Origin of the sequence: Enterobacter sp. MGH 38 (assembly GCF_000492855.1) — a bacterium.
GTDB classification, from domain to species: domain Bacteria; phylum Pseudomonadota; class Gammaproteobacteria; order Enterobacterales; family Enterobacteriaceae; genus Enterobacter; species Enterobacter hormaechei_C.
Genome location: NZ_KI535608.1, coordinates 829641 through 854318, shown reverse-complemented (window position 1 = coordinate 854318; position 24678 = coordinate 829641). Strand labels below are relative to the sequence as shown.

The following is a 24678-nucleotide window of genomic DNA, read 5'->3' as shown; positions in this document are numbered from 1 at the left end:
TCAGAGGTGGGAAACCGGCGGTATGACACCCGGTTGCAGGTAGTGTTCGATACGCAGTAACTGGTCGGTCAGTAAAAGCTCGCGATTGAGACCGGTTACCGTCAAAAGTTGTTCACGACTCTGGCAGATATCATGAAGGATAGCGTGCAGCGACTGCCCTGACAGGCGATTCGCCAGTGTGGTGACCAACGCCCACACGTCAGGGTTAGTCAGAAGCGTAGCCCCCTGCTGAATTTTGAGCGCATCCAGCAGCAGTGCGGCCAGCCAATGCAGCCGTTCCGGAGCCTGATCGCTGTTCAGCGCTGGCAGCATGCTCAGCCAGTCATGGCTGTCGAGGGCTGATTCAACCGCACGACACAGCGTTTCACGCTGGGACCACACCTCCGGCTGCAATAAGGCCAGCGCAGCCGCAGGCGCACCGCTGCACAGGCGCAACGCCGAGCGCGCCGCGTCTTGTGACACCGTCACTTCTCGCTCAAGCCAGGCGAGCGACCAGTATTCCTGAGGGACAGCGAGGTGGTGAAGACGGCAGCGACTGCGCAGCGTCGCCAGCAAGCGTTCCGGCTCGCGGCAGGAGAGGAAAAACCAGGTGTTCTCTGGCGGCTCTTCCAGGGTTTTTAACAGGGCGTTGGCTGCGGCTTCCGTGAGCAGCGCGGCGTCTTTCAGCCACACCACTTTCGCCCCGCCCAGACGCGCATATTCGTACAGTTTCTCACTGACCTCACGCACCGCGTCGATACCGAGCGTATTTTTGCCTTTCTCGGGTTCGAGGGTGTAATAGTCAGGATGCGTGCCCGCCTGCATGAGCTGGCAACCCCGGCACTTACCGCAGCTTTTATGTCCTTCCGGCTGTTGGCACATCAGAAAGCGGGTGATGGCGTAAATCAACGCATCATCACCCATTCCCGGAAGCGCCTGGATCAGTAACGCATGATGCCCCCGACCAACCTGATAGCTGCCGATCAGCTGTTCAAAGTGTGGGCGCAACCATGGATACCATTTCATGCCTGCTGCTCCTGTAGCCACTGCGTAACTGTCTGCTGAATATCACGCGTAACGTCTTCAAGGGATTGCGTCGCATCGATGGTACGAATGGTCTTGTCCTGCCCGGCCAGCTCCAGATAACGCGCACGGGTGCGGTTAAAGAAATCAAAAGATTCCTGTTCAATGCGGTCCAGTTCGCCGCGGGCACGGGCGCGCTTCAGGCCCACCTCAGGGGTCACGTCCAGATACAGCGTCAGGTCAGGACGGAAATCGCCCAGAACCGCGTCGCGAAGCGTAGCCAGCATGGTCTGGTCGATACCCCGGCCACCGCCCTGATATGCCTGGGTTGAGAGATCGTGGCGATCGCCAATCACCCATTTCCCTTCTGCCAGAGCGGGTTTGATCACCGTCTCCACCAGCTGAACGCGCGCCGCATAGAACATCAGCACTTCCGCTTTGTCGGTAATAACTTCATCGCCAACGGATTTGATATCCAGAACCAGGCTGCGCAGTTTTTCCGCCAGCTGCGTACCGCCCGGCTCGCGGGTGAAGACCATGTCGGCAACGCCAAGCGACGTAAGCGTATCCACCACCACGTTACGGGCAGTTGTTTTGCCCGCCCCTTCGAGTCCCTCAATGACAATGTATTTACTGCGCATTTTTTTCCTTAAGTGCCTTCAGATAGTCCTGAACGGAGCGATTGTGGCTGGCCAGGTTGGTATTGAACGTGTGCCCCCCTTTTCCGTCAGCCACAAAATAGAGATACGGCGTTTTGGCCGGGTGCGCGGCGGCCTTCAACGATGCTTCACTCGGCGTCGCAATCGGTCCAGGCGGCAGGCCGCTAATCACGTAGGTATTATACGCCGTTGGCGTCTCCAGATCTTTTCTGGAAATCCTGCCGTTGTAGTTTTCGCCCATGCCGTAGATGACGGTAGGATCGGTTTGCAAACGCATGCCGATGCGCAGACGGTTAATAAACACCGAGGCAACCTGGTCACGTTCGGCAGCAACGGCCGTCTCTTTCTCGATGATCGAGGCCATCGTCATGAACTGGTTTTGATCTTTATAAGGCAGGCCTTCTGCTCGCCCTTCCCAGGCAGCGTCTACCGCCGCGACCATTTTGTTGTGCGCGCGCTTCAGAATGGCCACATCCGTCGTGCCTGCCGTATACATCCACGTATCGGGCCAGAACCAGCCTTCCACCCACTCGGGATGTTCGAATTTTAAGGCGTCTGCCACGGTCTGGTAGCGGTCATCTTTCAGCGTATGCTTGATGTACGGCGCGTCACGCAGCTGCCTGAGGTAATCGCTCAGACGCATACCTTCCACGAAACGCAGCGGGAACTGGGCTTCTTTACCACTTTCCAGCAGTTGCAGCATCTCGCGCACGGTCATGCCAGGGGTAAAGCGATAGGTACCGGCCTTGAAATGGGACAGGTCCGGTTCAATACGCAGCAGCCACTGGAATACGCGTGGGCGATTGATAATTTTGTCGTCATACAGCTGCTGACCAAGCGCCTGCCGCCCGGTCCCCGCTTTCAGGGTAAAAATCGTCTCGTCTTTTATCAGGATCTGACTCTCCGCCAGCTGACGGACTTTCCACACTCCTGCTCCGCCAGCGATACCTAACGCAACGATCAGAAGGAGGGCAAAGCGTAACATTTTCTTCATGACTACCTGGTTTGCTCACATAACGGGGCCAGAAACTGGAACAGCTCGCGGGATGACCAGCATTTGCGGCCATAAGCGCGAACGGGGACAACGGGCATCAGCGCATTGCAGATAACAACTTCATCGGCAGCCAACAGCGCCTCTTCCTTAGCGTTGACTTCGACAACACGAAAGCCTGCGCGTGCCAGCTGGTGCATACAAAACTGCCGCATAATGCCGTTGACGCCGGCCTGCTCCAGCGAAGGCGTGAACACGTCACTACCCTTCCGCCAGAGTAAATTAGCCGCACAGCATTCCGTAATGTACCCTTCGCTGTCAAGAACCAGCGCCTCCCCGGCCTCCGTCTGCTCAAGATGAGTACGAATTAGCACCTGTTCAAGGCGGTTGAGGTGTTTTATGCCAGCGAGCATCGGGTTTCTTCCCAGACGTACCGGACTTAGCGCCAGGGCTACGCCCTCTTCACGCCAGTGCGCATAATGGGAAGGATAATCTGAAACGGAAAGGATCCGCGTAGGATGCAGACAGGCAGAACCGCTATAGCCCCGGCCACCGCTCCCGCGGCTGATAATGACTTTCAGGGCGCCGCTTGCTTTTTCTGACGCCAGCCGACGCATCTCACTTTCAAGAATGTCCCACTGCGAGAAGGGGATCAGTAATGTTTCGCAGGCTTTTTGTAAACGAAGGATATGGGCCCCGAGCAGGCACACGTCACCGTCGAGAATACGCGCAGTCGTGAAACAGCCATCGCCAAACTGGGTCGCCCTGTCGCTTGCCGGCAGCGTGTCTTGCTCAAGGCCATTAATCAAAAACATAGTGGCTCCTTATGCGTGGAGGCTCAGTCTGGCAGGATGTGAACAGCCGGACAAGGGGATTTCGCCTAATAAAAAAGGCCCGGCAAGCGGACCTTTTTTATCGTCAGCGACCAACCAGACTCAGACCTTTTTGAAGATCAGAGAACCGTTAGTCCCACCGAAGCCGAAGGAGTTACACAGGGTATACTCCATACCGCTAACCTGGCGCGCTTCGTGAGGAACGAAGTCCAGATCGCAACCTTCATCCGGGTTATCCAGGTTGATGGTTGGTGGTACAGCCTGATCGCGCAGCGCGAGAATAGAGTAGATTGACTCTACTGCCCCCGCAGCGCCCAGCAGGTGACCGGTCATGGATTTCGTGGAGCTCACCAGCACACGGCTGGCAGATTCGCCGAAGATAGACTTAACAGCCTGCGCTTCTGCTTTATCGCCCGCAGGGGTAGACGTCCCATGCGCGTTAACGTAGCCAATCTGTGCCGGCGTAATGCCCGCATCACGGATGGCGTTTTCCATCGCCAGCGCAGCACCTGCGCCATTCTCTGGAGGAGACGTCATGTGATAAGCATCGCTGCTCATGCCAAAGCCAACAACTTCAGCATAAATTTTCGCGCCACGTTTTTTCGCGTGTTCGTACTCTTCCAGTACGATCATGCCTGCACCGTCACCCAGCACGAAACCATCACGGTCTTTATCCCACGGACGGCTCGCCGCCTGAGGATTATCGTTTCGGGTAGAGAGCGCACGCGCTGCACCGAAACCACCGACGCCCAGTGGGGTACTGGCTTTTTCAGCGCCGCCCGCAACCATAGCATCTGCATCGCCGTACGCAATGATACGCGCGGCCTGGCCGATGTTATGCACGCCAGACGTACAGGCTGTCGCGATTGAGATGCTTGGGCCACGCAGGCCGAACATAATGGTCAGGTGACCTGCCACCATGTTGACAATCGTAGACGGAACGAAGAACGGGCTGATTTTACGCGGGCCGCCATTCATCAGAGATGTATGGTTTTCTTCAATCAGACCAAGACCGCCAATCCCGGAGCCGATAGCGGCGCCGATACGGGTCGCGTTCTCTTCCGTAATCTCAAGGCCAGAATCCTGCATGGCCTGAACGCCAGCGACAATTCCATATTGAATGAAGGCATCCATCTTGCGCTGTTCTTTGCGCGAGATGATCTCTTCACAGTTAAAATCCTTTACTAAGCCAGCAAATTTCGTTGCATAGGCGCTAGTATCGAAATGGTCGATTAGGCTGATGCCGCTCTGACCGGCAAGGAGAGCTTTCCAGGTGGACTCTACGGTATTGCCGACAGGAGACAACATGCCAAGTCCGGTCACAACTACACGACGCTTAGACACGCTTGTCCTCCAGGGAGGGATAAAAAAAGAGATTCGTGGGACAACAAAAGATAAAACTCAGGCGGTCGAATGACCGCCTGGAGATGTTCACTTACGCCTGGTGACCGTTGATGTAATCAATGGCAGCCTGAACGGTGGTGATTTTCTCAGCTTCTTCGTCCGGAATCTCAGTATCAAACTCTTCTTCCAGAGCCATTACCAGCTCAACGGTGTCAAGAGAATCTGCGCCCAGGTCTTCAACAAAGGAAGCGGAGTTCACAACTTCTTCCTGCTTAACGCCCAGCTGTTCGCCGATAATTTTCTTAACGCGTTCTTCGATAGTGCTCATACTCTTAAATTTCCTATCAAAACTCGCTTTCGCGATGGTTTTCGTAGTGTATAAAATGTTGAAAAATTTGCAACTAAATCCCGGCAGGTCTTACCACGATTTTACGTTATTTTGAGGCCATTTGCCCAAATAACGCAAATATTTTCGATCGTGATTAAACCATGTACATCCCGCCGTTGACGTGGAGGGTTTCACCAGTGATGTAACCCGCTTCGTCAGAGGCTAAAAATGCAACCGCGCTGGCGATTTCTTTAGGGTCGCCAAGACGACCCGCTGGAACTGCCGCCAGCGTACCCGCACGCTGCTCATCAGTTAGCGCACGCGTCATGTCCGTTTCAATAAAGCCCGGAGCAACAACGTTTACAGTAATTCCGCGGGACGCGACTTCACGCGCCAGCGACTTACTGAAACCGATCAGACCTGCTTTCGCCGCAGCGTAGTTAGCCTGACCAGCATTTCCCATGGTACCAACCACAGAACCTACAGTGATAATACGACCATGACGCTTTTTCATCATAGCGCGCATTACCGCTTTTGACAGACGGAATACAGATGACAGGTTGGTTTCGATAATATCGTTCCACTCGTCGTCTTTCATTCGCATCAGCAGGTTGTCGCGAGTGATCCCGGCATTATTGACCAGAATATCCACTTCGCCAAACTCTGCGCGAATATTTTCCAGAACAGATTCGATAGATGCTGGTTCAGTCACATTCAGTACCAGACCTTTACCGTTCGCACCCAGATAGTCGCTGATGGCCTGTGCGCCATTCTCGCTGGTCGCAGTCCCGATCACCGTTGCGCCGCGCGCAACCAGTGTTTCAGCAATAGCGCGCCCAATACCGCGGCTTGCGCCGGTCACCAGGGCAATTTTTCCTTCAAAACTCATGGTATTCCTCTTTTATTGCGAGAGTGCCGCTTTCATGGCTTCCGGCTCGTTAATCGCCGAGGCAGTCAGGGTATCTACAATACGTTTTGTCAGACCGGTAAGTACTTTACCTGGACCGACTTCATACAGATGTTCCACGCCCTGAGACGCCATAAATTCAACAGTTTTAGTCCACTGAACCGGGCTGTAGAGCTGGCGAACCAGCGCGTTACGGATAGCCTCCGGCGCGGTTTCGCACTTCACATCGACGTTATTCACAACGGAAATCGTCGGTGCGTTAAAGGTCATTTTTTCCAGCTCAACCGCGAGCTTATCGGCTGCGGGCTTCATCAGCGCGCAGTGAGACGGCACGCTCACCGGCAGGGGCAGTGCACGTTTTGCGCCCGCAGCTTTACAGGCAGCGCCTGCACGCTCAACCGCTTCTTTATGACCCGCGATTACCACCTGGCCTGGCGAGTTAAAGTTTACCGGAGAAACGACCTGACCTTCAGCAGATTCTTCACAGGCTTTAGCGATAGAAGCATCATCCAGACCGATGATGGCAGACATGCCGCCCGTGCCTTCTGGCACCGCTTCCTGCATGAATTTACCACGCAATTCAACCAGGCGTACCGCGTCAGCGAAGGCAATCACGCCAGCGCAGACCAGCGCAGAGTATTCACCGAGGCTATGACCCGCCATCAGCGTCGGCGCTTTGCCGTCCTGCTGCTGCCATACGCGCCACAATGCGACGGATGCCGCCAGCAGTGCCGGTTGAGTCTGCCAGGTTTTGTTCAGTTCTTCAGCGGGGCCCTGTTGGGTCAGCGCCCACAGATCATAACCCAGCGCGTCAGAAGCTTCACGGAAAGTCTCTTCAATAACCGGATAGTTTGCTGCCATTTCAGACAACATCCCAACAGTTTGCGAGCCCTGTCCCGGGAACACAAAAGCAAATTGCGTCATTTTTTAATCCTTATCCTAGAAACGAACCAGCGCGGAACCCCAGGTGAACCCGCCACCAAAGGCTTCAAGCAAGACCAGTTGGCCCCGTTTAATTCGTCCATCGCGTACCGCTTCGTCAAATGCGCACGGTACCGATGCCGCAGAGGTGTTGCCGTGGCGATCGAGCGTCACCACAACGTTATCCATAGACATGCCCAGCTTCTTCGCCGTCGCGCTGATAATACGCAGGTTAGCCTGATGCGGTACCAGCCAGTCGAGTGCGGCGCGGTCCAGATTGTTCGCTTCCAGCGTCTCATCAACGATGTGAGCCAGTTCAGTCACGGCCACTTTAAACACTTCGTTACCTGCCATTGTCAGGTAAATTGAACTGTCCGGATTAACGCGATCGGCGTTAGGCAGCGTTAACAGCTCGCCGTAGCGGCCATCGGCATGCAGGTGCGTGGAGATGATGCCCGGCTCTTCGGACTGCCCCAGCAGCACCGCGCCCGCGCCATCGCCAAAAATAATGATCGTGCCGCGATCGGTTGGATCGCAGGTACGCGCCAGCACGTCAGCGCCGATCACCAGCGCATATTTTACGGCGCCCGATTTTACATACTGATCGGCGATGCTCAGTGCATAGGTGAAACCCGCGCATGCTGCTGCAACATCAAATGCCGGGCAGCCTTTGATGCCGAGCATGTTCTGCACCTGGCACGCTGCGCTTGGGAAGGCATGCGTGGCAGAGGTGGTCGCCACCACAATAAGCCCGATCTGTTCTTTATCAATGCCAGCCATCTCAAGCGCTCGCTGAGCGGCTTCGTAGCCCATGGTGGACACAGTTTCGTCTGGCGCGGCGATACGACGTTCACGGATACCTGTGCGCGTGACAATCCACTCGTCAGACGTATCTACCATTTTTTCAAGATCGGCGTTGGTACGCACTTGTTTTGGCAGGTAGCTGCCGGTACCTAAAATCTTCGTATACATGTACGCTCAGTCACTTTTAGCTAATACAGATCCCAGGCGAGCGGCAATCCTCTGAGGGACTTGACGCTGCACCGCCTGCACTGCCTGTTCAATCGCGACGGTAAATGCTCGCTGATTGGCGGCGCCATGACTCTTAATCACGATGCCGCGCAATCCTAACAGACAGGCGCCATTATACTGGTCGGGGTTGAGGTGACTGAATCGCCGCGTCAGGCTTTTTTGTAACCAACGCTTTAATATAATCAGCCACCAGGACCTTTTTTTACCGTCTCCCTGCGATTTCAGCAGAGAAAGGAACATTCGTACGACCCCTTCCATGGTCTTCAACGTCACGTTTCCGGTGAAGCCATCACACACTAATACATCCGTTTTGCCCGTCAGCAACTCATTGGCTTCGAGATAACCAATATAGTTGATGGAGGGGACCTGTTTGAGTATTTCCGCAGCGTCGCGGATACTGTCCAGACCTTTGGTCTCTTCTTCACCAATATTCAATAACGCAACGCGGGGATTGTTAATCCCGACCACGTCTTCTGCCAGCACCGACCCCATAACGGCAAACTGAGCCAGCATTGTACTATCACAATCCACGTTAGCGCCCAGATCCAGCACCACCGTTTTGCCCTTCTGCTGATGCGGTAACACCGTCACCAGCGCCGGACGCTCAATGCCCTCAATCGGCTTGAGCAATAATTTCGACAGCCCCATCAGCGCGCCAGTATTTCCCGCGCTGACGCAAGCCTGCGCTCGCCCTTCTTTCACCAGCTCCAGCGCCATTCGCATAGAGCTGCCGCGGCTATTACGAATAGCCTGCGATGGCCGGGCATCACTGGCAATAACTGACTGCGCAGGAATAATCTGCAGACGCGAACGTTGTTCAAAGTCAGCTTTTGCAAGTAATGGCGTGATTGTGTCGGGATTACCGACTAAAAGAAGTGTGAGTTGCGAATTAGAATTCAGTGCCTGCAATGCTGCAGGCACTGTCACGGTAGGGCCAAAATCTCCCCCCATGACATCTAACGCCAGGGTTAGACGTGTCAAGGTATCGTCGCAGCCTGGTTCGGTAAACTCCCCGTTTGCACGGGGAAGTTCCTCACTAAGCCTAATCACGCTGACGCGTGATTACTTAGTGATAACCTTGCGGCCGCGGTAGAAACCGTCAGCGGTGATGTGGTGACGCAGGTGTTTCTCACCAGAAGTCTTGTCTACAGACAGGCTGGTAACTGCGGTCAGCGCGTCATGGGAACGACGCATGCCACGTTTGGAACGGGTTGGTTTATTCTGTTGTACGGCCATGGACCTTACTCCTCAATTACTTACGCTTTAAGCTGGCTAATACGGCAAATGGGTTTGGTTTTTGCGCTTCATCAGGCAGTTCCCCAAAGACCATGTCCGCCTCGGACACTTCACAGTGTTCAGAATCATGCACCGGAACGACTGGCAGGGAGAGGATGACTTCATCTTCAACCAGCGCCAGAAGATCGATTTCACCGAATTCGTTAACCTCAATCGGCTCATACGCTTCCGGGAGTGCTTCAGCCTGTTCGTCAGAACGAACCGGACTAAAACAATACGTTGTGTGAACATGCTGTACAAACGGTTTCCCGCAACGCTGACATTCGAGCGTTACCGTCACCTTTGCATCACCGGTTAACACGGCGAGACGCTGGTTGTCGATAGCGAACGACATGGAGCATTCTACATCACTGTCCACACTGACTACAGATTCGGCAATACGCTCAGCCTGATCGGAAGAATAGATTCCTTCGTAATCGAGGCGTTTTTGAGCCGTACGAACCGGATCAAGAGTCAGGGGTAATTTTACCTTTTGCATAGGGCGCGCATATTAACTTTGTAACGTCATAGAGTCAAAGAAAAAGGCAACCAGAGCTGCCTTTTGCCAATTATTCGCACACATTGCGGCCTGTAGTTTAAAATGGCTGGCATCGATACGCTATATCTGGTGATAAAAATATGCCAAATCTCGTCCTTGCTTCCACTTCACCTTATCGCCGAATGCTGCTGGAAAAGCTCGGGATCCCGTTTGAATGCGCTGCGCCGGAGGTGGATGAAACGCCACAGCCGGGCGAGTCACCGCGTCATCTGGTGACCCGTCTCGCGAAAGAGAAAGCACAGTCGCTGGCCGTACGTTACCCCGCTCATCTGATTATAGGCTCCGATCAGGTTTGTGTGCTGGACGGCGAAATCACCGGCAAACCGTATACGGAAGAAATCGCCTGCCAGCAGCTTTTGCGTGCGAGAGGCAGTATCGTGACCTTTTATACCGGCCTGGCGCTTTATAATTCTGCTTCCGGTCATCTGCAAACCGAGTGCGAGCCGTTTGATGTGCACTTCCGTCATCTTAGCGAACAGGAGATTATGGATTATGTGCGTCGGGAACGTCCGCTGAACTGTGCAGGGAGCTTTAAAAGTGAAGGACTAGGGATTGCGTTGTTCGACAAGCTCGATGGCCGCGATCCCAATACGCTGGTGGGGTTGCCGCTGATTGCGCTGTGCCAGATGTTAAGGCGAGAAGAGTGTAATCCGCTGACGATGTGACCGTTGCGGCCTGATGCCCCCACCCCGGCCCTCTCCCTGTGGGAGAGGGAGAAAAACATGTAGGCCGGGTAAGCGCAGCGCTACCCGGCACAAAATCAGCCGCGCAGAACTTTCAGACAGCGTTTGAGCTGCTCATCCAGCGGCGCTTCAATACGGATAACTTCACCGGTATTAGGATGGGTGAACTTCAGCGCTGCCGCATGCAGGAACAGACGCGATAGCCCCGTCCCCGCCAGCTGCTTATCAAATTCGCGATCGCCATAGCGGTCATCAAACGCAATCGGATGGCCCGCAAACTGGGTATGGACGCGAATCTGGTGGGTACGCCCCGTCACCGGGCTACAGCGCACAAGCGTGGCGAATTCGTAGCGCTCTTCAACTTTAAAGCGCGTCTCAGACGGTTTCCCTTCCTGATTAACACGAACAATGCGCTCGCCGCTTTGCAGAATATTTTTCAGCAGCGGCGCCTGCACCACTTTCACGTGGGACTGCCACTGGCCGCGCACCAGCGCCAGATAATCTTTCTGCATCCCTTTTTCGCGCAGCTGTTCATGCAGTGAACGCAGCGCAGAACGTTTTTTCGCTACCAGCAGCACGCCAGAGGTATCACGGTCAAGACGGTGAACCAGTTCGAGGAAACGCGCTTCCGGGCGCAGCGCGCGTAACCCTTCAATCACGCCAAAGCTTAGGCCGCTCCCCCCGTGTACCGCCGTTCCGGACGGTTTATTCAGCACCAGAATGTGGTCGTCCTCATAAAGGATAACGTCGCTCAGGGCCGCGACTTTTTGCAGCTTCGGAGAAACGACCTCTTCTTCACGCTCTGCAACACGTACCGGTGGAATGCGGACTTCATCGCCCGCCTCGAGCTTATACTCTGGCTTCACGCGTTTTTTGTTCACCCGCACCTCGCCCTTACGCAAGATGCGATAAATCATGCTTTTTGGCACACCCTTCAACTGGGTGCGCAAAAAATTATCGATACGTTGCCCCGCCTCGTCGTCGGCGATGGCAACCATTTTTACGGCTGGAGTCTCTGTTTTCATGGTTGGCGATTCTAAATAGCGTCAGGCATTAGCGCCACTCATTTTTCTATGCTTATATTTACTTTTATCCGGACCGCTCCCCTTTCGCGCAATCGATTTGGTGGTTATTAAACCAATCACCCCGTTGAAGTGAAGAAACTGTGAGTAACCGGGTGATAATTGGTAAAAGTCATCTTGCTATAACCCGGCGAGCAGTGGAATAATGAATCCGTTTTCCGCGTTAAATCCGGGTTTTGTAAGGATGTCGACGGAATGACCAATTTTGTCTGACCGATCATCCACGCAGCAATGGCGTAAGACGTATTGATCTTTCAGGCAGTTAGCGGGCTGCGGGTTGCAGTACTTCCCGGTATAAGGATTGTTCTCTGGAGAGTTTTCCCAGGCAATTCCCCTGATAATTGCGCTGTGTTTCCGTATGAAACACAGGCAACCGACACTCTGCGCCTCTTAAGCGAGCGACAACCGTGAGGTTGGCGACGTGAATAGACACGAGGCCATCGGTTCATACCCCGGAAAGCGTCACCTTGCCCGCAGCTTTGTCGTCAATGTAAGAATAACGAGTAAGTTACGATGAAAAGAATGTTAATCAACGCAACTCAGCAAGAAGAGTTGCGTGTCGCCCTTGTGGATGGGCAGCGCCTGTACGATCTGGATATCGAAAGTCCTGGACACGAACAGAAAAAAGCGAACATTTACAAAGGCAAAATCACCCGCATTGAACCAAGCCTTGAAGCTGCATTTGTCGATTACGGTGCTGAGCGTCACGGTTTCCTTCCTCTCAAAGAAATCGCCCGCGAATATTTTCCTGCAAATTACAACTCCCATGGCCGTCCGAACATTAAAGATGTTCTGCGTGAAGGTCAGGAAGTTATCGTCCAGATCGATAAAGAAGAGCGTGGCAACAAAGGTGCCGCACTGACCACCTTTATCAGTCTGGCAGGAAGCTATCTGGTGTTGATGCCAAACAACCCGCGTGCGGGTGGCATCTCTCGCCGTATCGAAGGTGATGACCGTACAGAGCTGAAAGAAGCGCTGGCAAGTCTCGAGCTGCCAGACGGCATGGGCCTTATCGTGCGCACCGCAGGCGTCGGCAAATCTGCCGAAGCATTGCAGTGGGACCTGAGCTTCCGTCTGAAGCACTGGGAAGCCATCAAGAAAGCGGCTGAAAGCCGTCCTGCTCCGTTCCTGATCCACCAGGAAAGCAACGTCATTGTGCGTGCCTTCCGTGATTATCTGCGTCAGGACATCGGTGAAATTCTGATTGATAACCCGAAAGTGCTTGAGCTGGCTCGCCAGCACATCGCCGCGCTGGGTCGCCCGGATTTCACCAGCAAAATTAAACTGTACACCGGTGAAATCCCGCTGTTCAGCCACTATCAGATTGAATCCCAGATCGAGTCTGCCTTCCAGCGTGAAGTGCGTCTGCCGTCCGGCGGTTCTATCGTTATCGATACCACCGAAGCGCTGACCGCTATCGACATCAACTCCGCGCGTGCAACCCGCGGCGGCGACATCGAAGAGACCGCCTTCAACACCAACCTAGAAGCCGCTGATGAAATCGCCCGCCAGCTCCGTCTGCGCGACCTGGGTGGTCTGATTGTTATCGACTTCATCGACATGACCCCGGTTCGCCACCAGCGTGCGGTTGAAAACCGTCTGCGTGAAGCGGTGCGCCAGGATCGCGCGCGTATCCAGATTAGCCATATCTCGCGCTTCGGCCTGCTGGAAATGTCCCGTCAGCGTCTGAGCCCGTCACTCGGCGAGTCCAGCCATCACGTCTGCCCGCGCTGTTCCGGGACAGGTACCGTGCGTGACAATGAATCGCTCTCCCTCTCTATTCTGCGTCTGATTGAAGAAGAAGCGCTGAAAGAGAACACCAAAGAGGTTCACGCCATTGTTCCGGTGCCGATTGCCTCCTACCTGCTGAACGAAAAACGTGCAGCGGTGAGCGCAATCGAAGCGCGTCAGGGCGGCGTTCGCTGCATCATCGTGCCAAACGACGAGATGCAAACCCCGCACTATCACGTGCTGCGCGTGCGTAAAGGTGAAGAGACAAGCACCCTCAGCTACCTGCTGCCGAAGCTTCATGAAGAAGAAATGGCGCTGCCATCGGATGAAGAGCCTGCCGAGCGTAAACTGCCTGAGCAGCCTGCATTAGCAACCTTCATCATGCCGGAAGCCCCGCCGGAAGCGACGCTGGAAAAACCAGCGGCAAAACCTGCCGTGCAAAAGGCTGCCCCTGCCGCGGCAAAAGCGCAGCCTGAGCAGCCGGGTCTCCTGAGCCGCATCTTCGGCGCGCTGAAAAAAATGTTTGCTGGCGAAGAAGTTCAGCCTGAGCAGCCGAAAGAAGCGCCAAAAGAAGCGAAACCAGAGCGTCAGCAGGACCGTCGTAAGCGTCAGAACAATCGTCGCGATCGTAATGACCGCAACGACCGTAGCGATCGTAACGAGCGCCGTGATAATCGTTCCGAGAACAACGAAGGTCGTGAACAACGCGAGGACAACCGTCGCAACCGTCGCGAGAAGCAACAGCAGAACGTTGAAGATCGTGAGATTCGCCAGCAGGCGGGCGATGAGTCCGAGAAGAGCAAACAGCGTGACGAGCAGCAACCTCGCCGCGAGCGTAACCGTCGTCGTAACGACGAGAAACGCCAGGCCCAGCAGGAAGTCAAAAACCTGAACCGCGAAGCGCCTGTTGAACAGCAGGACACGGAGCAGGAAGAGCGTACTCAGGTTATGCCGCGTCGTAAGCAGCGTCAGCTGACCCAGAAAGTGCGTGTGGGTGCTGTTCAGGCGGAAGAAAACGACGTTATCGCGGTTGAAGCAGCAGAAAGCACAACGGGTACACAGGTTGCGAAAGTTGACCTGCCAGCCGTAGTAGAAAATCAGGTTGAGCAGGACGAAAGCAGCGAAAACCGTGACAACGCAGGTATGCCGCGTCGCTCCCGTCGTTCTCCGCGTCATCTGCGCGTGAGCGGTCAGCGTCGTCGTCGTTACCGTGACGAGCGTTACCCAACTCAGTCGCCAATGCCATTGACCGTGGCGTGTGCGTCACCAGAGATGGCATCCGGTAAAGTCTGGATCCGTTATCCGGTTGCTCGCCCGGAGCAGGCTATTGAAGAACAGGCTGTGACCGAAGAGGTGATTGCACCGATAGCAGCGGTGGAAGACGTCGTGACTGAAGCGGCAACCGTGGTTGAACCGCAGGTTGTTGACACGGCGGCACCGCAGGCTGTGGAAGTGGAAACGACCCATCCTGAAGTCATTGCTGCGCCGGTTGATGCCGCTCCGCAGATCATTGCCGAAGAAGATACCGTGGTGGCTGAAGAAGTCGCGGAAGACGCTCAGCCAGTCTCCGCAGCAGAAGAGCCCGCAGACGTTACCGTCGAAACGGTGACTGAAGAGGTTGTTCAGGACGTCGAGATTCAGGTTGAACCTGTTGTCGAAGAGGTCAAAGCGCCTGAAGTGAAATCAGAGCCGATTGAGGTCGTTGCAGCTGTAGCGCCTGCTCACGTTGCTACCGCGCCGATGACTCGCGCCCCGGCACCTGAGTATGTGCCTGAAGCGCCACGCCATAGCGACTGGGTTCGTCCGGCATTCAACTTCGAAGGCAAAGGTGCTGCCGGTGGTCACAGTGCAACGCACATGGCTACTGCGCCAGCTACTCGTCCTCAGCCTGTTGAATAACGCACGCTAATACTGAAAGCCGACCTTCGGGTCGGCTTTTTTATGGCTGTTGCAGGGGCTTTCTCATTCCGGTGACCTCCGGCATTATCTGCCGCATCAGCTCCAGAAAACGCCGCAAGCGCGCCGGATAATAACGAGACCAGGGGTAAACCAGATGTACCGGTAGCGCTGCCGGCTGCCACTCTGGCAGTAGATGCACCAGTCGTCCTTCCTGAATATCATCCTGTACTGTCCAGCTGGATACCACCGCAACGCCTAGCCCGGTGAGTGCCGTATTGCGCGCCACATACAGGCTGTCGGTACTCAGGCGTGGCGTAATGGTAACCCGCGTCGGGGCAGATGATGCATCGTGGAAAAGCTCCACATGGCGTTGATAAAAAGAGCTGATGGCAATCCAGGGAAGCTGTTGCAAATCTTCCGGCGTGTTAACCGCGGGATAACGGGCCAGTAATTCCGGTGAAGCCACCACCGAGCGCGGCACTTCAGCCAGCAGCACGGACACGGTTGCCGGATCGACTTCCACACCCACCCGAATAGCACAGTCAAGGTTGTCGCCGAGGAAATCAACCGAGCGATCGTTGAGCATCCACTCTACAGAAAGCTGGGGATAGCGCTGCAAAAATTCGGTTAACGGTTTCAGAAGCTGATCCTGGCCAAACGCGTGCGGGGCGCGCACCCTCAGCACCCCAACCGGTTCATCTTCCGTCTGCCCTACCTCGTCTTCCAGTGCCAGCCAGCTGTCAATCACCCGTCGGGCATGCTGATAGCAGCGTTCGCCGTCATCGGTCAGCCGGGTCGTATGGGTTGTGCGCAGCATCAGGCGTACTCCCAGCATGGTCTCAAGCGACTGCAACCGTCGGCTCACCGTGGCCTGGGTTGTTGCCAGCTGACGTGCTGCCGCAGAAAGAGACCCCGCCTCCACAATGCGAACAAACGTTCGCATCAGTTCTACCCGATCTATACGCTCAGGCCTTTTCATATCATTTCCATCCATACGCTACACGTATAAGCGTTTTACCACCGCGCCCGCTACCGTCGCAAGGCGTACTGATAAAAAATAGCCGCACACGACGAATGAGGAACATCTTATGAACACAACTACCACCCGGGCTGTAAGCCGCTGGGTAATCTTAATGCTGGCGCTCGGTGCGGGCTTTAGCGTGGCATCCATCTATTATGCCCAGCCTCTGCTGCCGCTGATGGGCTCAGACCTGAACCTGAGCATCGAAGGCATGGGCATGGTCCCGACGCTTACCCAGGCGGGTTATGCCTTAGGTATCCTGTTTCTGCTGCCGCTCGGCGATCGTCATGATCGCAGAACGCTGATCCTGATAAAAAGTGCGGCTCTGGCGCTGTTCCTGCTGGGTTGTAGCCTGACCGGACAATTGCACTCCCTGCTGCTCACCAGCCTGCTGATTGGCATGGCCGCCACCATGGCGCAGGATATTGTCCCGGCCGCAGCGATCCTCGCACCGGAAGGCAAACAGGGAAAAACGGTCGGCACGGTGATGACCGGCCTGCTGCTGGGGATTTTGCTCTCCAGAACCGTGAGCGGCGTGGTGGGTGAAGCCTTTGGCTGGCGGGTGATGTATCAGCTGGCCGCCGCAAGTATTGCCTTTGTCGGCGTGGTCATGTGGGCCGTGCTTCCCCGCTTCGCCGTTCACTCCACGCTGAGCTACCCGGCGCTGATGCGCTCCATGGAACACCTCTGGCGCCGCTACCCGGCGCTGCGTCGGGCCGCGCTGGCCCAGGGGTTTCTGTCGATTGCCTTTAGCGCATTCTGGTCAACGCTGGCGGTCATGCTGCTGGAACGGTATCACCTTGGCAGCGCTGTGGCGGGTGGATTTGGTATTGCCGGAGCCGCTGGCGCGCTGGCCGCACCGCTGGCAGGTGGTCTGGCAGATAAGCTGGGCGCCGGTAAAGTCACCCAACTGGGTGCCGCGCTGGTGACCCTCTCGTTTGCCCTGATGTTCCTGATGCCGGCACTGGGTATACACGGTCAATTGATCCTGATTGCCCTCTCCGCGGTCGGTTTCGATCTCGGCTTGCAGTCCAGCCTCGTGGCCCACCAGAATCTGGTCTACAGCCTTGAGCCGCAGGCCCGCGGACGCCTGAACGCCCTGCTGTTTACCGTCATTTTCATCGGAATGGCGCTGGGTTCGGCATTAGGCAGCAATATCTACACGCTGGCAGGCTGGTCTGGCGTGGTGGCTCTGGCAACCCTGTGTGGTGCCATTGCGCTGGCTATCAGAGTGATTGAAAGCGCCCGGGTGCTGTCCGCACAGGCAGAAAGTGTTTAAAAAAAAATGCCCAACCCGGACGGGTTGGGCAGTCAAAACATGCCCAGTTTCAAGACATGTTAAACAGGTCAGAGTCTTATCTGTTCATCTGGAACAAAGACATACCCTGCATATCGCTAAAGGCTTTATACGAGGCCTGCAACGCCGCCTGCTGCATGGTGTAGGACGAAATCACCGAGTTCCAGTCCACGTCAACCAGGTTACTCATCTGCTGGGTCTGACCCAGCGCGCGGTCTTCACCCAGAGCGTCCAGCTTGCCCAGCTCATCCAGCTTGATGCCGAGGTCGGCGCGCACGGTCAGCACGTTGTTGAGGGAGTTGCTCAGGCCACGGTTGGCTTTATCAATAGCCGCCGTAAACGCCTCGGCTTTCGTTTCATCCTCCCCAATCGGCGTATTCAGCGCTTCAATTGCGGAGTCGAGGATCTTGAACAAATTCGTTTCCGGTTTACTACCATCTGGCTCTGGCTTCGCATTGCTGGTGAAGCTATCGAAAACTTCAGTGCCCGTATGGCTGATTTGCATCGTGCGCGCGGAGTCAACCTGCTGGCTGATTGGCGTTCCGCCGCCCTTATAATCACCCGTAGTCTGGTCGAAAGCCGCCGCTTCGGTCTTGTAACCGGAAAAAATATAGCGGCCGTTACCGTCCGTGCTGTTAGCCAGGTTCATGAGCTGATCGCGAATACCTTGCAGGTTCGTGGCCAGCGAAGCGCGGTCATCGTCACTTAACGTACCGTTGCCCGCATTGACAATCTTTTCCTGAGCAGCCTGGATAGCGGTTGTCACTTGCGATAACACGTTCTCTTCCAGCGAGACTTTCGTCGTAGCGAAGGAGCGCGCCAGCGCATACTGGCTGTTTTGCGTTTGTGCCTGAGAGAGCACAACGGCCTGCGAAGCGGCAATCGGATCGTCAGATGGACGATTGATGCGCTTCCCCGTAGACATCTGCTCGCCGTAGCTGAGCCAGAGACTTTGGGAGTTCGTCACGCCGCGCATGCTTTGCTCATACATCATTTGAGTACTAATACGCATTTTTTATGCCTCAGCCTTAGCGGATATTGATCAATGCATCAAACAGCGTGCTCGCCGTTTGCAGCACCTGCGCATTCGCCAGATAGTACTGCTGATAGCGTTGCAGGTTGCCATACTCTTCATCCAGGTTAACCCCGGAGATTGACTGCTGTTGTTTGGTCAGCTGCGTCACCACGTTAACTTTGGTTTCGCTGCTGGTTTTCAGCGACGCCGTGGTGCTGCCAACCGTACTGACCAGCGCGGCATAAGCATCGTTAAAGGTTTTGTTCCCCCCCACCAGCTTAGCGCTCTGCAAATCCAGCAGCTTCTGGCCATTGGTATTGTCGCTTTCGCCGCTTCCTTGCGCGGAGGCCATCGCCAGTTTGGATTCGTCGCTGATCGCAACGTCCATATTCACAATGACGTCATTCACCGGTTTGACGATGAAACTGTCTTTATTATTGGCTGAGCCGCTAATCTTAACGTTAAGACCATCAAACGACAGATTACCGCTGGCGTCAGGCTTGGCCGTGAAGCTGGTGTTGTCCGACAGACGCGTGATTGTCCAGTCAGTACCGTTATACTCAACTTTGTAGTTTGTCGCCTGGACCTTGGTACTGTCCGTCATCGTGGCCGTAACGGACGCGCTTCCGGTGTTTTTGCCGTTACTCAGCACTGCCGGGGAGCCAAAATCAAACAGCTTGCCGCCTTTATCCCCGTTGGCATCAAAGCCCGCCTGGTGCTGGGTATTCATGGCATCCGCAAACGCCAGCGCCATCTGGTTGAGGGTGTTTCGCGCCTGATCCAGATCCTGAGAACGGAACGTTAACAGCCCTCCAAGCGACCCCGTGGTGATCTGTTTTTCTGAGATCTCCACGTTGCCTGCTGCGGCATCCACATACGCAATCGTTGTACGCGCTGGGTCCGCACTGGATTTCACCGCCGCCAGCTGACTTGCGTTGCTGCCCTGTACCAGGGTGTAACCGTTGGCGATAGAGATGTTATACGTGCCGCTGTCCTGTACGGTAACGTCCACACCGACAATCTTGTTCAGTTCACTCACCAGCTGATCGCGCTGATCGAGCAGTTCGTTCGGGGATGCGCCCGCCCCTACGCCAGTCAGCCGGGAGATCTGATCGTTAAGGTTAGCAATCTGCTTCGCATAGTTATTGATCTGATCGACGCTGGTAGAAATCGCCGTATTGACCTGCGCATCCTGATCGCGGAGATATTGATCGTTGGTTTTAAACTGGTTTACCAGACCATCCGCCTTACCGAGCACCGTCTGGCGTGCAGCCGGATCTTCTGCGTTACTCACCAGCGTTTGCAGGCTTTTAAAGAAATCCTGGAGGTTGGCAGAAAGCGAGTTCGTGGTATCCGACAGCACGTCGTCAATTTTTGACATCTGCTGGTAGCGCGTGGTCAGCCCACTGCTCTGGTTCTGCGCCGCACGCAGCTGGTTGGTGATAAACGCATCATATTCACGCTGAACGCCGGAGACATAGACCCCGTTACCCACCCAGCCACCACCGGTCAGGGTGCTGTTTGATGCCCCCAGAATGGTGGTCTGGCGGGTATAACCTGCCATGTTGTAGCTTGAAATATTATTACTGACGGTATTGAGTGCCGACTGCGCAGCACTGAGGCCACTCATGGCGCTGTTAATCAAACTGGACATGGGGGTTCCTTTTATACGTTCAGACACGAGTCCTGATGAAGGTTATCGGCAACCTCCTCCGGGACTTGAGAACTTTCAGAACAGATTTTCGAGATCTGTGCTATACGCTTTACTGACCTTCTCAGACATGGATTTCAGCTGCTGGATCATGCTGGTCAGCTTGCGTGCATAGTTTGGATCGGTCGCGTAGCCGGCATTCTGTAATGCCTGAGCGCCCTGCTCTGGCGTGGCGGCCTGGGTCACCGCAGTGTAGCGCGGGTTCCGGCTCAGCAGCCCGACATAATCCGACAACGCTTCCAGATACGAGCTGTAGACGCGGAATTTGGCTTTCACCTTCACTGCCGCACCGTTTTCATATTCGGTGGTGGTGATTTCCGTGGTCGGCCCTTTCCAGCTGGAGGTGGCCTTCACGCCAAAGATGTTGAAGCTCGGCTCGCCGTTCTCCCTGCGGATCTGACGTTGCCCCCAGCCCGACTCCAGCGCCGCCTGCGCCAGAATCAGATGGTGCGGCACGCCGCTCTCTTCACTGGCAAGACGCGCCGGCAGGGAGAGCTGCGCCAGGAAGTCTTTGCTGTCGCCGGAGAGCGGCTCGTCACGCGTTTCTGCCGGCTTCGGCATCGCCTTACGCACCATCTGCGTTAGCGCCTGATTTTGATAACTGGTCACCTTTTCCAGATCAAACTTCAGCGGCACCTGCGGCGGGGCCTCTTCAGGCGGGAGTCCCTGAGCGGCTGCGGTCTGCTTCACGATCATGTCCGCCAGGCCGAGCCCCTTTCCGGCGGTCATTTGCTGGGCAATCTGCTGATCGTACATGCTGGTGTAAAGCCGCGTGGAATCACTGCTGAACATGCCGTCTTTCGGCAGAGTTTCACGCATGCTTTTCAACATCATCTGCACGAACATGCCTTCCACCTGACGGGCAACCGGGCGGATATTCGCCGCCGGATCCTTGCCCGCTTTGGTTTTCAGCTCGTTGAGCGACTGGGCATCCCAGGCGGCACTGGTCAACAGTTTGCTATCGGTCAGCATTTAGATGATTTCCAGTTTAGCGCGCAGGCAGCCTGCACTTTGCATGGATTGCAGAATGGACATCAGATCCATTGGCGTTGCACCCAGCGCATTCAAGGCACGCACCACGCTGTTCAGGTTGGCGCTGGAGCGCACGCTCTGCAACGAACCGCCGCTCTGTCGTAAATCAATCTGCGTTTGCGGGGTCACTACCGTCTGACCGCCACCAAACGGGGTATCCGGCTGGCTGACGTTGGCCGAGCGGTTAACCGTGACGGAGAGATTGCCCTGCGCCACGGCGCAGCTGTCCAGCGTCACTTCGCGGTTCATCACCACCGAGCCGGTACGGGAGTTGATAATGACTTTCGCATCCTGAACCGGCACGTTCACTTCCATATTCTGGATATCGGCCAGCATCCGCACCTGGTTGCTGCTGCCGGTTGACGTGCGGATCTGCACGGTGCGGGCATCCAGCGCGGTGGCGCTGCCGTAGCCCCGGCTGCGGTTGATGGTGTCAGCGATCTGCTGCGCCATCGTAAAGTCTTCGTTATTCAGTTGCAGGTTAATGGTGTTGCCGGTGCCGAACTGGGTCGGCAGCTCACGTTCGATGATCGCGCCGTTGGTAATACGTCCCCCGTTCAGCTGGTTCACCTGCACGCTGCTGCCGCCCGCCGACGCGCCTGCTCCGCCAACCAGAATGTTGCCCTGCGCCAGAGCATACACCTGGCTGTCAACGCCTTTCAGCGGCGTCATCAGCAACGTACCGCCACGCAGGCTTTTGGCATTACCCATCGACGAGACAACCACGTCGATGGTTTGCCCCTGACGCGCAAAGGCCGGATAAGACGCGGTCACCATCACGGCCGCCACGTTTTTCAGCTGCATGTTGGTCCCGGCCGGTACGGTAATACCGAGCTGCGAGAGCATGTTGTTCAGGCTCTGGGTGGTGAACGGCGTCTGGGTCGTCTGGTCACCCGTCCCATCCAGCCCCACCACCAGGCCATAGCCAATCAGGGAGTTTTCGCGCACGCCCTGCACGCTGGTGAGATCGCGTATGCGATCGGCCTGCGCAACGGTAGCGACCAGCGACAGCGCCACGGCGAAGAGAAATTTATACATAGGTCACCTCGCTTACATCGGCGATAGGTTAAGGAAGAAGCGTTGCAGCCAGCCCATATTTTGCGCTTCGTTGATGTAGCCGTTGCCGACGTACTCAATGCGCGCATCCGCCACCTGGGTGGACGGTACGGTGTTGGTGCCGCTGATAGTGCGAGGGTTAACCACACCGGAGAAACGAATGAATTCCGTACCCTGGTTAATGGCGATCTGTTTTTCGCCCACCACGTGTAGGTTGCCGTTCACCAGAACCTGGTCAACCGTTACCGTCAGCGTTCCGCTGAAGGTATTGCTGGCGTTCGCGCCACCTTTACCGTTAAAGGTGTTGCCGCCGGAGGCTTCCACATCCGCACGGGCGTTGCCGAACAGCCCTTGCAGATAGCGCGGTACGGTGTCGAAACCAAAATTGGTTTTGCCGTCGCGGCTGGCGTTCGCCGACGAGCTCTTGCTCGCGCTGACGTTTTCCTGCAACACAATGGTCAGCGTATCGCCAACGTTACGCGGACGACGGTCTTCAAACAGCGGCTGATAACCGTAGTTAATCGGCTGCGCGGTCTGGAAAATAGAGCCGTTCACCACCGGCGCGGGGCCGGGAACGGGTTGGGCGGTAGTCGCACCCTGTACCAATGGTTTAGACGGGATCCAGGCACACCCGCTGAGGGTGACGGCCAGAACAGTCAGGATCGGATAACGAAACGCCGCGTTTTTTTGCATTGCCTTCATCTTCGAAAACAGGGAGCCGGTGCGACGTTTACCGCACCGGGCTACACCTTAGAGTTGCGTCAGTTTTTGCAGCATCTGGTCGGTCGTCGACACTGCTTTACTGTTAATTTCATAGGCGCGCTGGACCTGGATCATATTCACCAGCTCTTCCGCCACGTTAACGTTCGAGGTTTCCACATACCCCTGATACAGCAGCCCCGCCCCGTTCAGGCCCGGGGTACTTTCATTTGGCGTGCCGGAAGACTGCGTTTCGGTGTAGAGGTTCTCACCGATGCTTTCCAGTCCGGTATCGTTCATGAAGGTCGTCAGATTGAGCTGTCCAACCTGGACCGGCGCGGCCTGACCTTGCTGAGTGACGCTGACGATACCGTCACGACCAATGGTGATACTCAGCGCGTTCGCCGGGATGGTGATCGCAGGCTGAACCTGGAAGCCGCCCGCTGTCACCAGCTGACCATTCTGATCCACCTGGAACGAACCATCGCGGGTATAGGCGGAGGTCCCGTCAGGCAGCTGCACCTGGAAGAAACCCTGACCTTTGATGGCAACGTCTTTACTGTTGTTGGTCTGGGACAGGTTGCCCTGGCTGTGCAGACGCTCGGTGGCAACCGGGCGCACGCCGGTACCAATTTGCAGACCGGACGGCAGCGTGGTTTGCTCAGAAGACTGCGCCCCTGGCTGACGAATCGTTTGATAAAGCAAATCTTCGAAAACCGCACGCTGGCGCTTGAAACCATTGGTGCTGACGTTTGCCAGGTTGTTGGCAATCACATCCATATTGGTTTGCTGTGCGTCCAGACCGGTTTTCGCGATCCATAAAGAACTGATCATAGGGAGTCCTGTTAACTCATAGCCAGAAGTTGGTTAGCCTTGCCTGCGTTTTCATCGACGCTGCTGATTATTTTCATCTGCATTTCGAAGCGGCGGGCGCTGGCGATCATGTCGGTCATGGCTTCTACCGGTTTGACGTTACTGCCTTCCAGCACGCCGGACATCACGCGGATGGTCGGGTCGGCCTGTAACGTGGCGCCACGCGTGGCCTGCGCCGCCTGGGTCAGACGGAACATCCCGTCATCGCCACGCTGCACTTCGTTGCCTTCCGCTTTCACCAGCTTCAGACGACCGACAGGCGCAACGGTGTTAGCCGGGTCGCCCGGGTTTAACGCCGAAATCGTCCCGTCTGCCGCAATGGTCAGCTCTGACCCTTCCGGCACCGTCAACGGACCGGCTTCGCCCATCACCGGATGCCCCTGAATCGTCAGCTGCCCGGTGGCGCTCACCTGGATATTACCGTTGCGGGTATACCCTTCCCCGCCGTCAGCCGTTTGCACCGCCAGCCAGCCGTCCTGCTGAAGGGCAACGTCCAGCGGACGCGCGGTGTAATCCATCTGGCCTGGCGTCATGTCGGCGCCCGGCGTGGAAGCGGTGACCAGCGTACGCGTGGGCAATGACAGCCCTTCTACCGGCACCGCACGCAGCGCGTTGAGCTGCGCACGAAAACCTGGCGTGGAGGCGTTCGCCAGGTTGCTGGCGGTAACAGCCTGCTGGTTGAGCGTCTGGCTTGCTGCGCCCATCGCTGTATATATTGCGTGATCCAT

Annotated in this window: 24 protein-coding genes; 3 read left to right on the top strand and 21 right to left on the bottom strand. The window is 55.9% G+C overall.

Annotation, left to right across the window (positions count from 1 at the left end; all coding sequences use genetic code 11):
• From holB to yceD, 12 genes are all read right to left on the bottom strand, one after another.
• Positions 1-1005: a DNA polymerase III subunit delta' gene (gene holB / locus L384_RS07320; protein WP_022650787.1), complete on the bottom strand. Its 1005-nt coding sequence runs from the start codon at positions 1003-1005 to the stop codon at positions 1-3.
• Entirely contained in the window at positions 1002-1643 is a 642-nt protein-coding gene (gene tmk / locus L384_RS07325; protein WP_003857946.1) for a dTMP kinase, read from the bottom strand. Before tmk ends, holB begins: the two co-directional genes overlap by 4 nt.
• On the bottom strand, positions 1633-2655 hold the full coding sequence (yceG, locus tag L384_RS07330) for a cell division protein YceG (protein WP_023324455.1): 1023 nt from the start codon (positions 2653-2655) through the stop codon (positions 1633-1635). Before yceG ends, tmk begins: the two co-directional genes overlap by 11 nt.
• Before the next feature lie 2 nt (positions 2656-2657).
• Entirely contained in the window at positions 2658-3467 is an 810-nt protein-coding gene (pabC, locus tag L384_RS07335) for an aminodeoxychorismate lyase (protein WP_023324454.1), read from the bottom strand.
• Between the two features lie 120 nt (positions 3468-3587).
• Positions 3588-4829: a beta-ketoacyl-ACP synthase II gene (gene fabF, locus L384_RS07340; RefSeq protein WP_003857950.1), complete on the bottom strand. Its 1242-nt coding sequence runs from the start codon at positions 4827-4829 to the stop codon at positions 3588-3590.
• A 91-nt stretch (positions 4830-4920) separates the two neighbouring features.
• Complete coding sequence (gene acpP / locus L384_RS07345) at positions 4921-5157, bottom strand: acyl carrier protein (protein ID WP_003857954.1); 237 nt, start codon at positions 5155-5157, stop codon at positions 4921-4923.
• A gap of 154 nt (positions 5158-5311) precedes the next feature.
• Positions 5312-6046, bottom strand: coding sequence for a 3-oxoacyl-ACP reductase FabG (gene fabG / locus L384_RS07350; protein ID WP_003857956.1), 735 nt, complete (start codon positions 6044-6046; stop codon positions 5312-5314).
• 12 nt (positions 6047-6058) lie between these two features.
• The gene (gene fabD, locus L384_RS07355; protein ID WP_023324453.1) at positions 6059-6988 is read right to left on the bottom strand and encodes an ACP S-malonyltransferase; all 930 of its coding nucleotides are present in this window, start codon (positions 6986-6988) and stop codon (positions 6059-6061) included.
• A gap of 15 nt (positions 6989-7003) precedes the next feature.
• Positions 7004-7957, bottom strand: a complete 954-nt coding sequence (locus L384_RS07360) for a beta-ketoacyl-ACP synthase III (protein WP_003857960.1) — start codon at positions 7955-7957, stop codon at positions 7004-7006.
• Positions 7958-7963: 6 nt separating this feature from the next.
• A complete protein-coding gene (gene plsX, locus L384_RS0121185; protein WP_153677011.1) occupies positions 7964-8998 on the bottom strand; it encodes a phosphate acyltransferase PlsX in 1035 nt (344 codons plus the stop codon).
• Between the two features lie 81 nt (positions 8999-9079).
• A complete protein-coding gene (rpmF, locus tag L384_RS07365) occupies positions 9080-9253 on the bottom strand; it encodes a 50S ribosomal protein L32 (RefSeq protein WP_003857964.1) in 174 nt (57 codons plus the stop codon).
• A gap of 16 nt (positions 9254-9269) precedes the next feature.
• Positions 9270-9791 carry a 23S rRNA accumulation protein YceD gene (yceD, locus tag L384_RS07370; RefSeq protein ID WP_003857966.1) on the bottom strand — a complete coding sequence of 174 codons (522 nt, stop codon included), beginning with the start codon at positions 9789-9791 and terminating at the stop codon, positions 9270-9272.
• Between the two features lie 140 nt (positions 9792-9931).
• Here yceD and L384_RS07375 point away from each other — a divergent pair, with 140 nt between their 5' ends.
• A complete protein-coding gene (locus L384_RS07375) occupies positions 9932-10516 on the top strand; it encodes a Maf family protein (RefSeq protein WP_032628189.1) in 585 nt (194 codons plus the stop codon).
• 95 nt (positions 10517-10611) lie between these two features.
• On the opposite strand, the gene rluC is transcribed toward L384_RS07375, so the two are convergent.
• Positions 10612-11559: a 23S rRNA pseudouridine(955/2504/2580) synthase RluC gene (gene rluC, locus L384_RS07380; protein WP_003857970.1), complete on the bottom strand. Its 948-nt coding sequence runs from the start codon at positions 11557-11559 to the stop codon at positions 10612-10614.
• Positions 11560-12129: 570 nt separating this feature from the next.
• Here rluC and rne point away from each other — a divergent pair.
• Entirely contained in the window at positions 12130-15246 is a 3117-nt protein-coding gene (gene rne / locus L384_RS07385) for a ribonuclease E (protein WP_023324450.1), read from the top strand.
• 40 nt (positions 15247-15286) lie between these two features.
• On the opposite strand, the gene L384_RS07390 is transcribed toward rne, so the two are convergent.
• Positions 15287-16225 (bottom strand): LysR family transcriptional regulator, encoded by a 939-nt coding sequence (locus L384_RS07390; protein ID WP_023324449.1) that lies wholly within the window; start codon positions 16223-16225, stop codon positions 15287-15289.
• A 109-nt stretch (positions 16226-16334) separates the two neighbouring features.
• On the opposite strand from L384_RS07390, the gene L384_RS07395 reads away from it, so the two are divergent.
• Positions 16335-17546: an MFS transporter gene (locus tag L384_RS07395; RefSeq protein ID WP_003857976.1), complete on the top strand. Its 1212-nt coding sequence runs from the start codon at positions 16335-16337 to the stop codon at positions 17544-17546.
• 76 nt (positions 17547-17622) lie between these two features.
• Here L384_RS07395 and flgL read toward each other — a convergent pair whose 3' ends face one another.
• The 7 genes from flgL to L384_RS07430 all read right to left on the bottom strand — a co-directional run bounded on the left by flgL (position 17623) and on the right by L384_RS07430 (position 24678).
• Positions 17623-18576: a flagellar hook-associated protein FlgL gene (gene flgL, locus L384_RS07400; RefSeq protein ID WP_003857977.1), complete on the bottom strand. Its 954-nt coding sequence runs from the start codon at positions 18574-18576 to the stop codon at positions 17623-17625.
• A gap of 16 nt (positions 18577-18592) precedes the next feature.
• Positions 18593-20233: a flagellar hook-associated protein FlgK gene (gene flgK / locus L384_RS07405; RefSeq protein ID WP_023324448.1), complete on the bottom strand. Its 1641-nt coding sequence runs from the start codon at positions 20231-20233 to the stop codon at positions 18593-18595.
• A 75-nt stretch (positions 20234-20308) separates the two neighbouring features.
• The gene (gene flgJ / locus L384_RS07410; protein ID WP_017384732.1) at positions 20309-21262 is read right to left on the bottom strand and encodes a flagellar assembly peptidoglycan hydrolase FlgJ; all 954 of its coding nucleotides are present in this window, start codon (positions 21260-21262) and stop codon (positions 20309-20311) included.
• Positions 21263-22360: a flagellar basal body P-ring protein FlgI gene (locus tag L384_RS07415; RefSeq protein WP_003857984.1), complete on the bottom strand. Its 1098-nt coding sequence runs from the start codon at positions 22358-22360 to the stop codon at positions 21263-21265.
• 12 nt (positions 22361-22372) lie between these two features.
• Positions 22373-23071 carry a flagellar basal body L-ring protein FlgH gene (gene flgH / locus L384_RS07420; RefSeq protein ID WP_003857987.1) on the bottom strand — a complete coding sequence of 233 codons (699 nt, stop codon included), beginning with the start codon at positions 23069-23071 and terminating at the stop codon, positions 22373-22375.
• Between the two features lie 57 nt (positions 23072-23128).
• A complete protein-coding gene (gene flgG, locus L384_RS07425) occupies positions 23129-23911 on the bottom strand; it encodes a flagellar basal-body rod protein FlgG (RefSeq protein ID WP_000625853.1) in 783 nt (260 codons plus the stop codon).
• Positions 23912-23922: 11 nt separating this feature from the next.
• On the bottom strand, positions 23923-24678 hold the full coding sequence (locus tag L384_RS07430) for a flagellar basal body rod protein FlgF (RefSeq protein WP_003857990.1): 756 nt from the start codon (positions 24676-24678) through the stop codon (positions 23923-23925).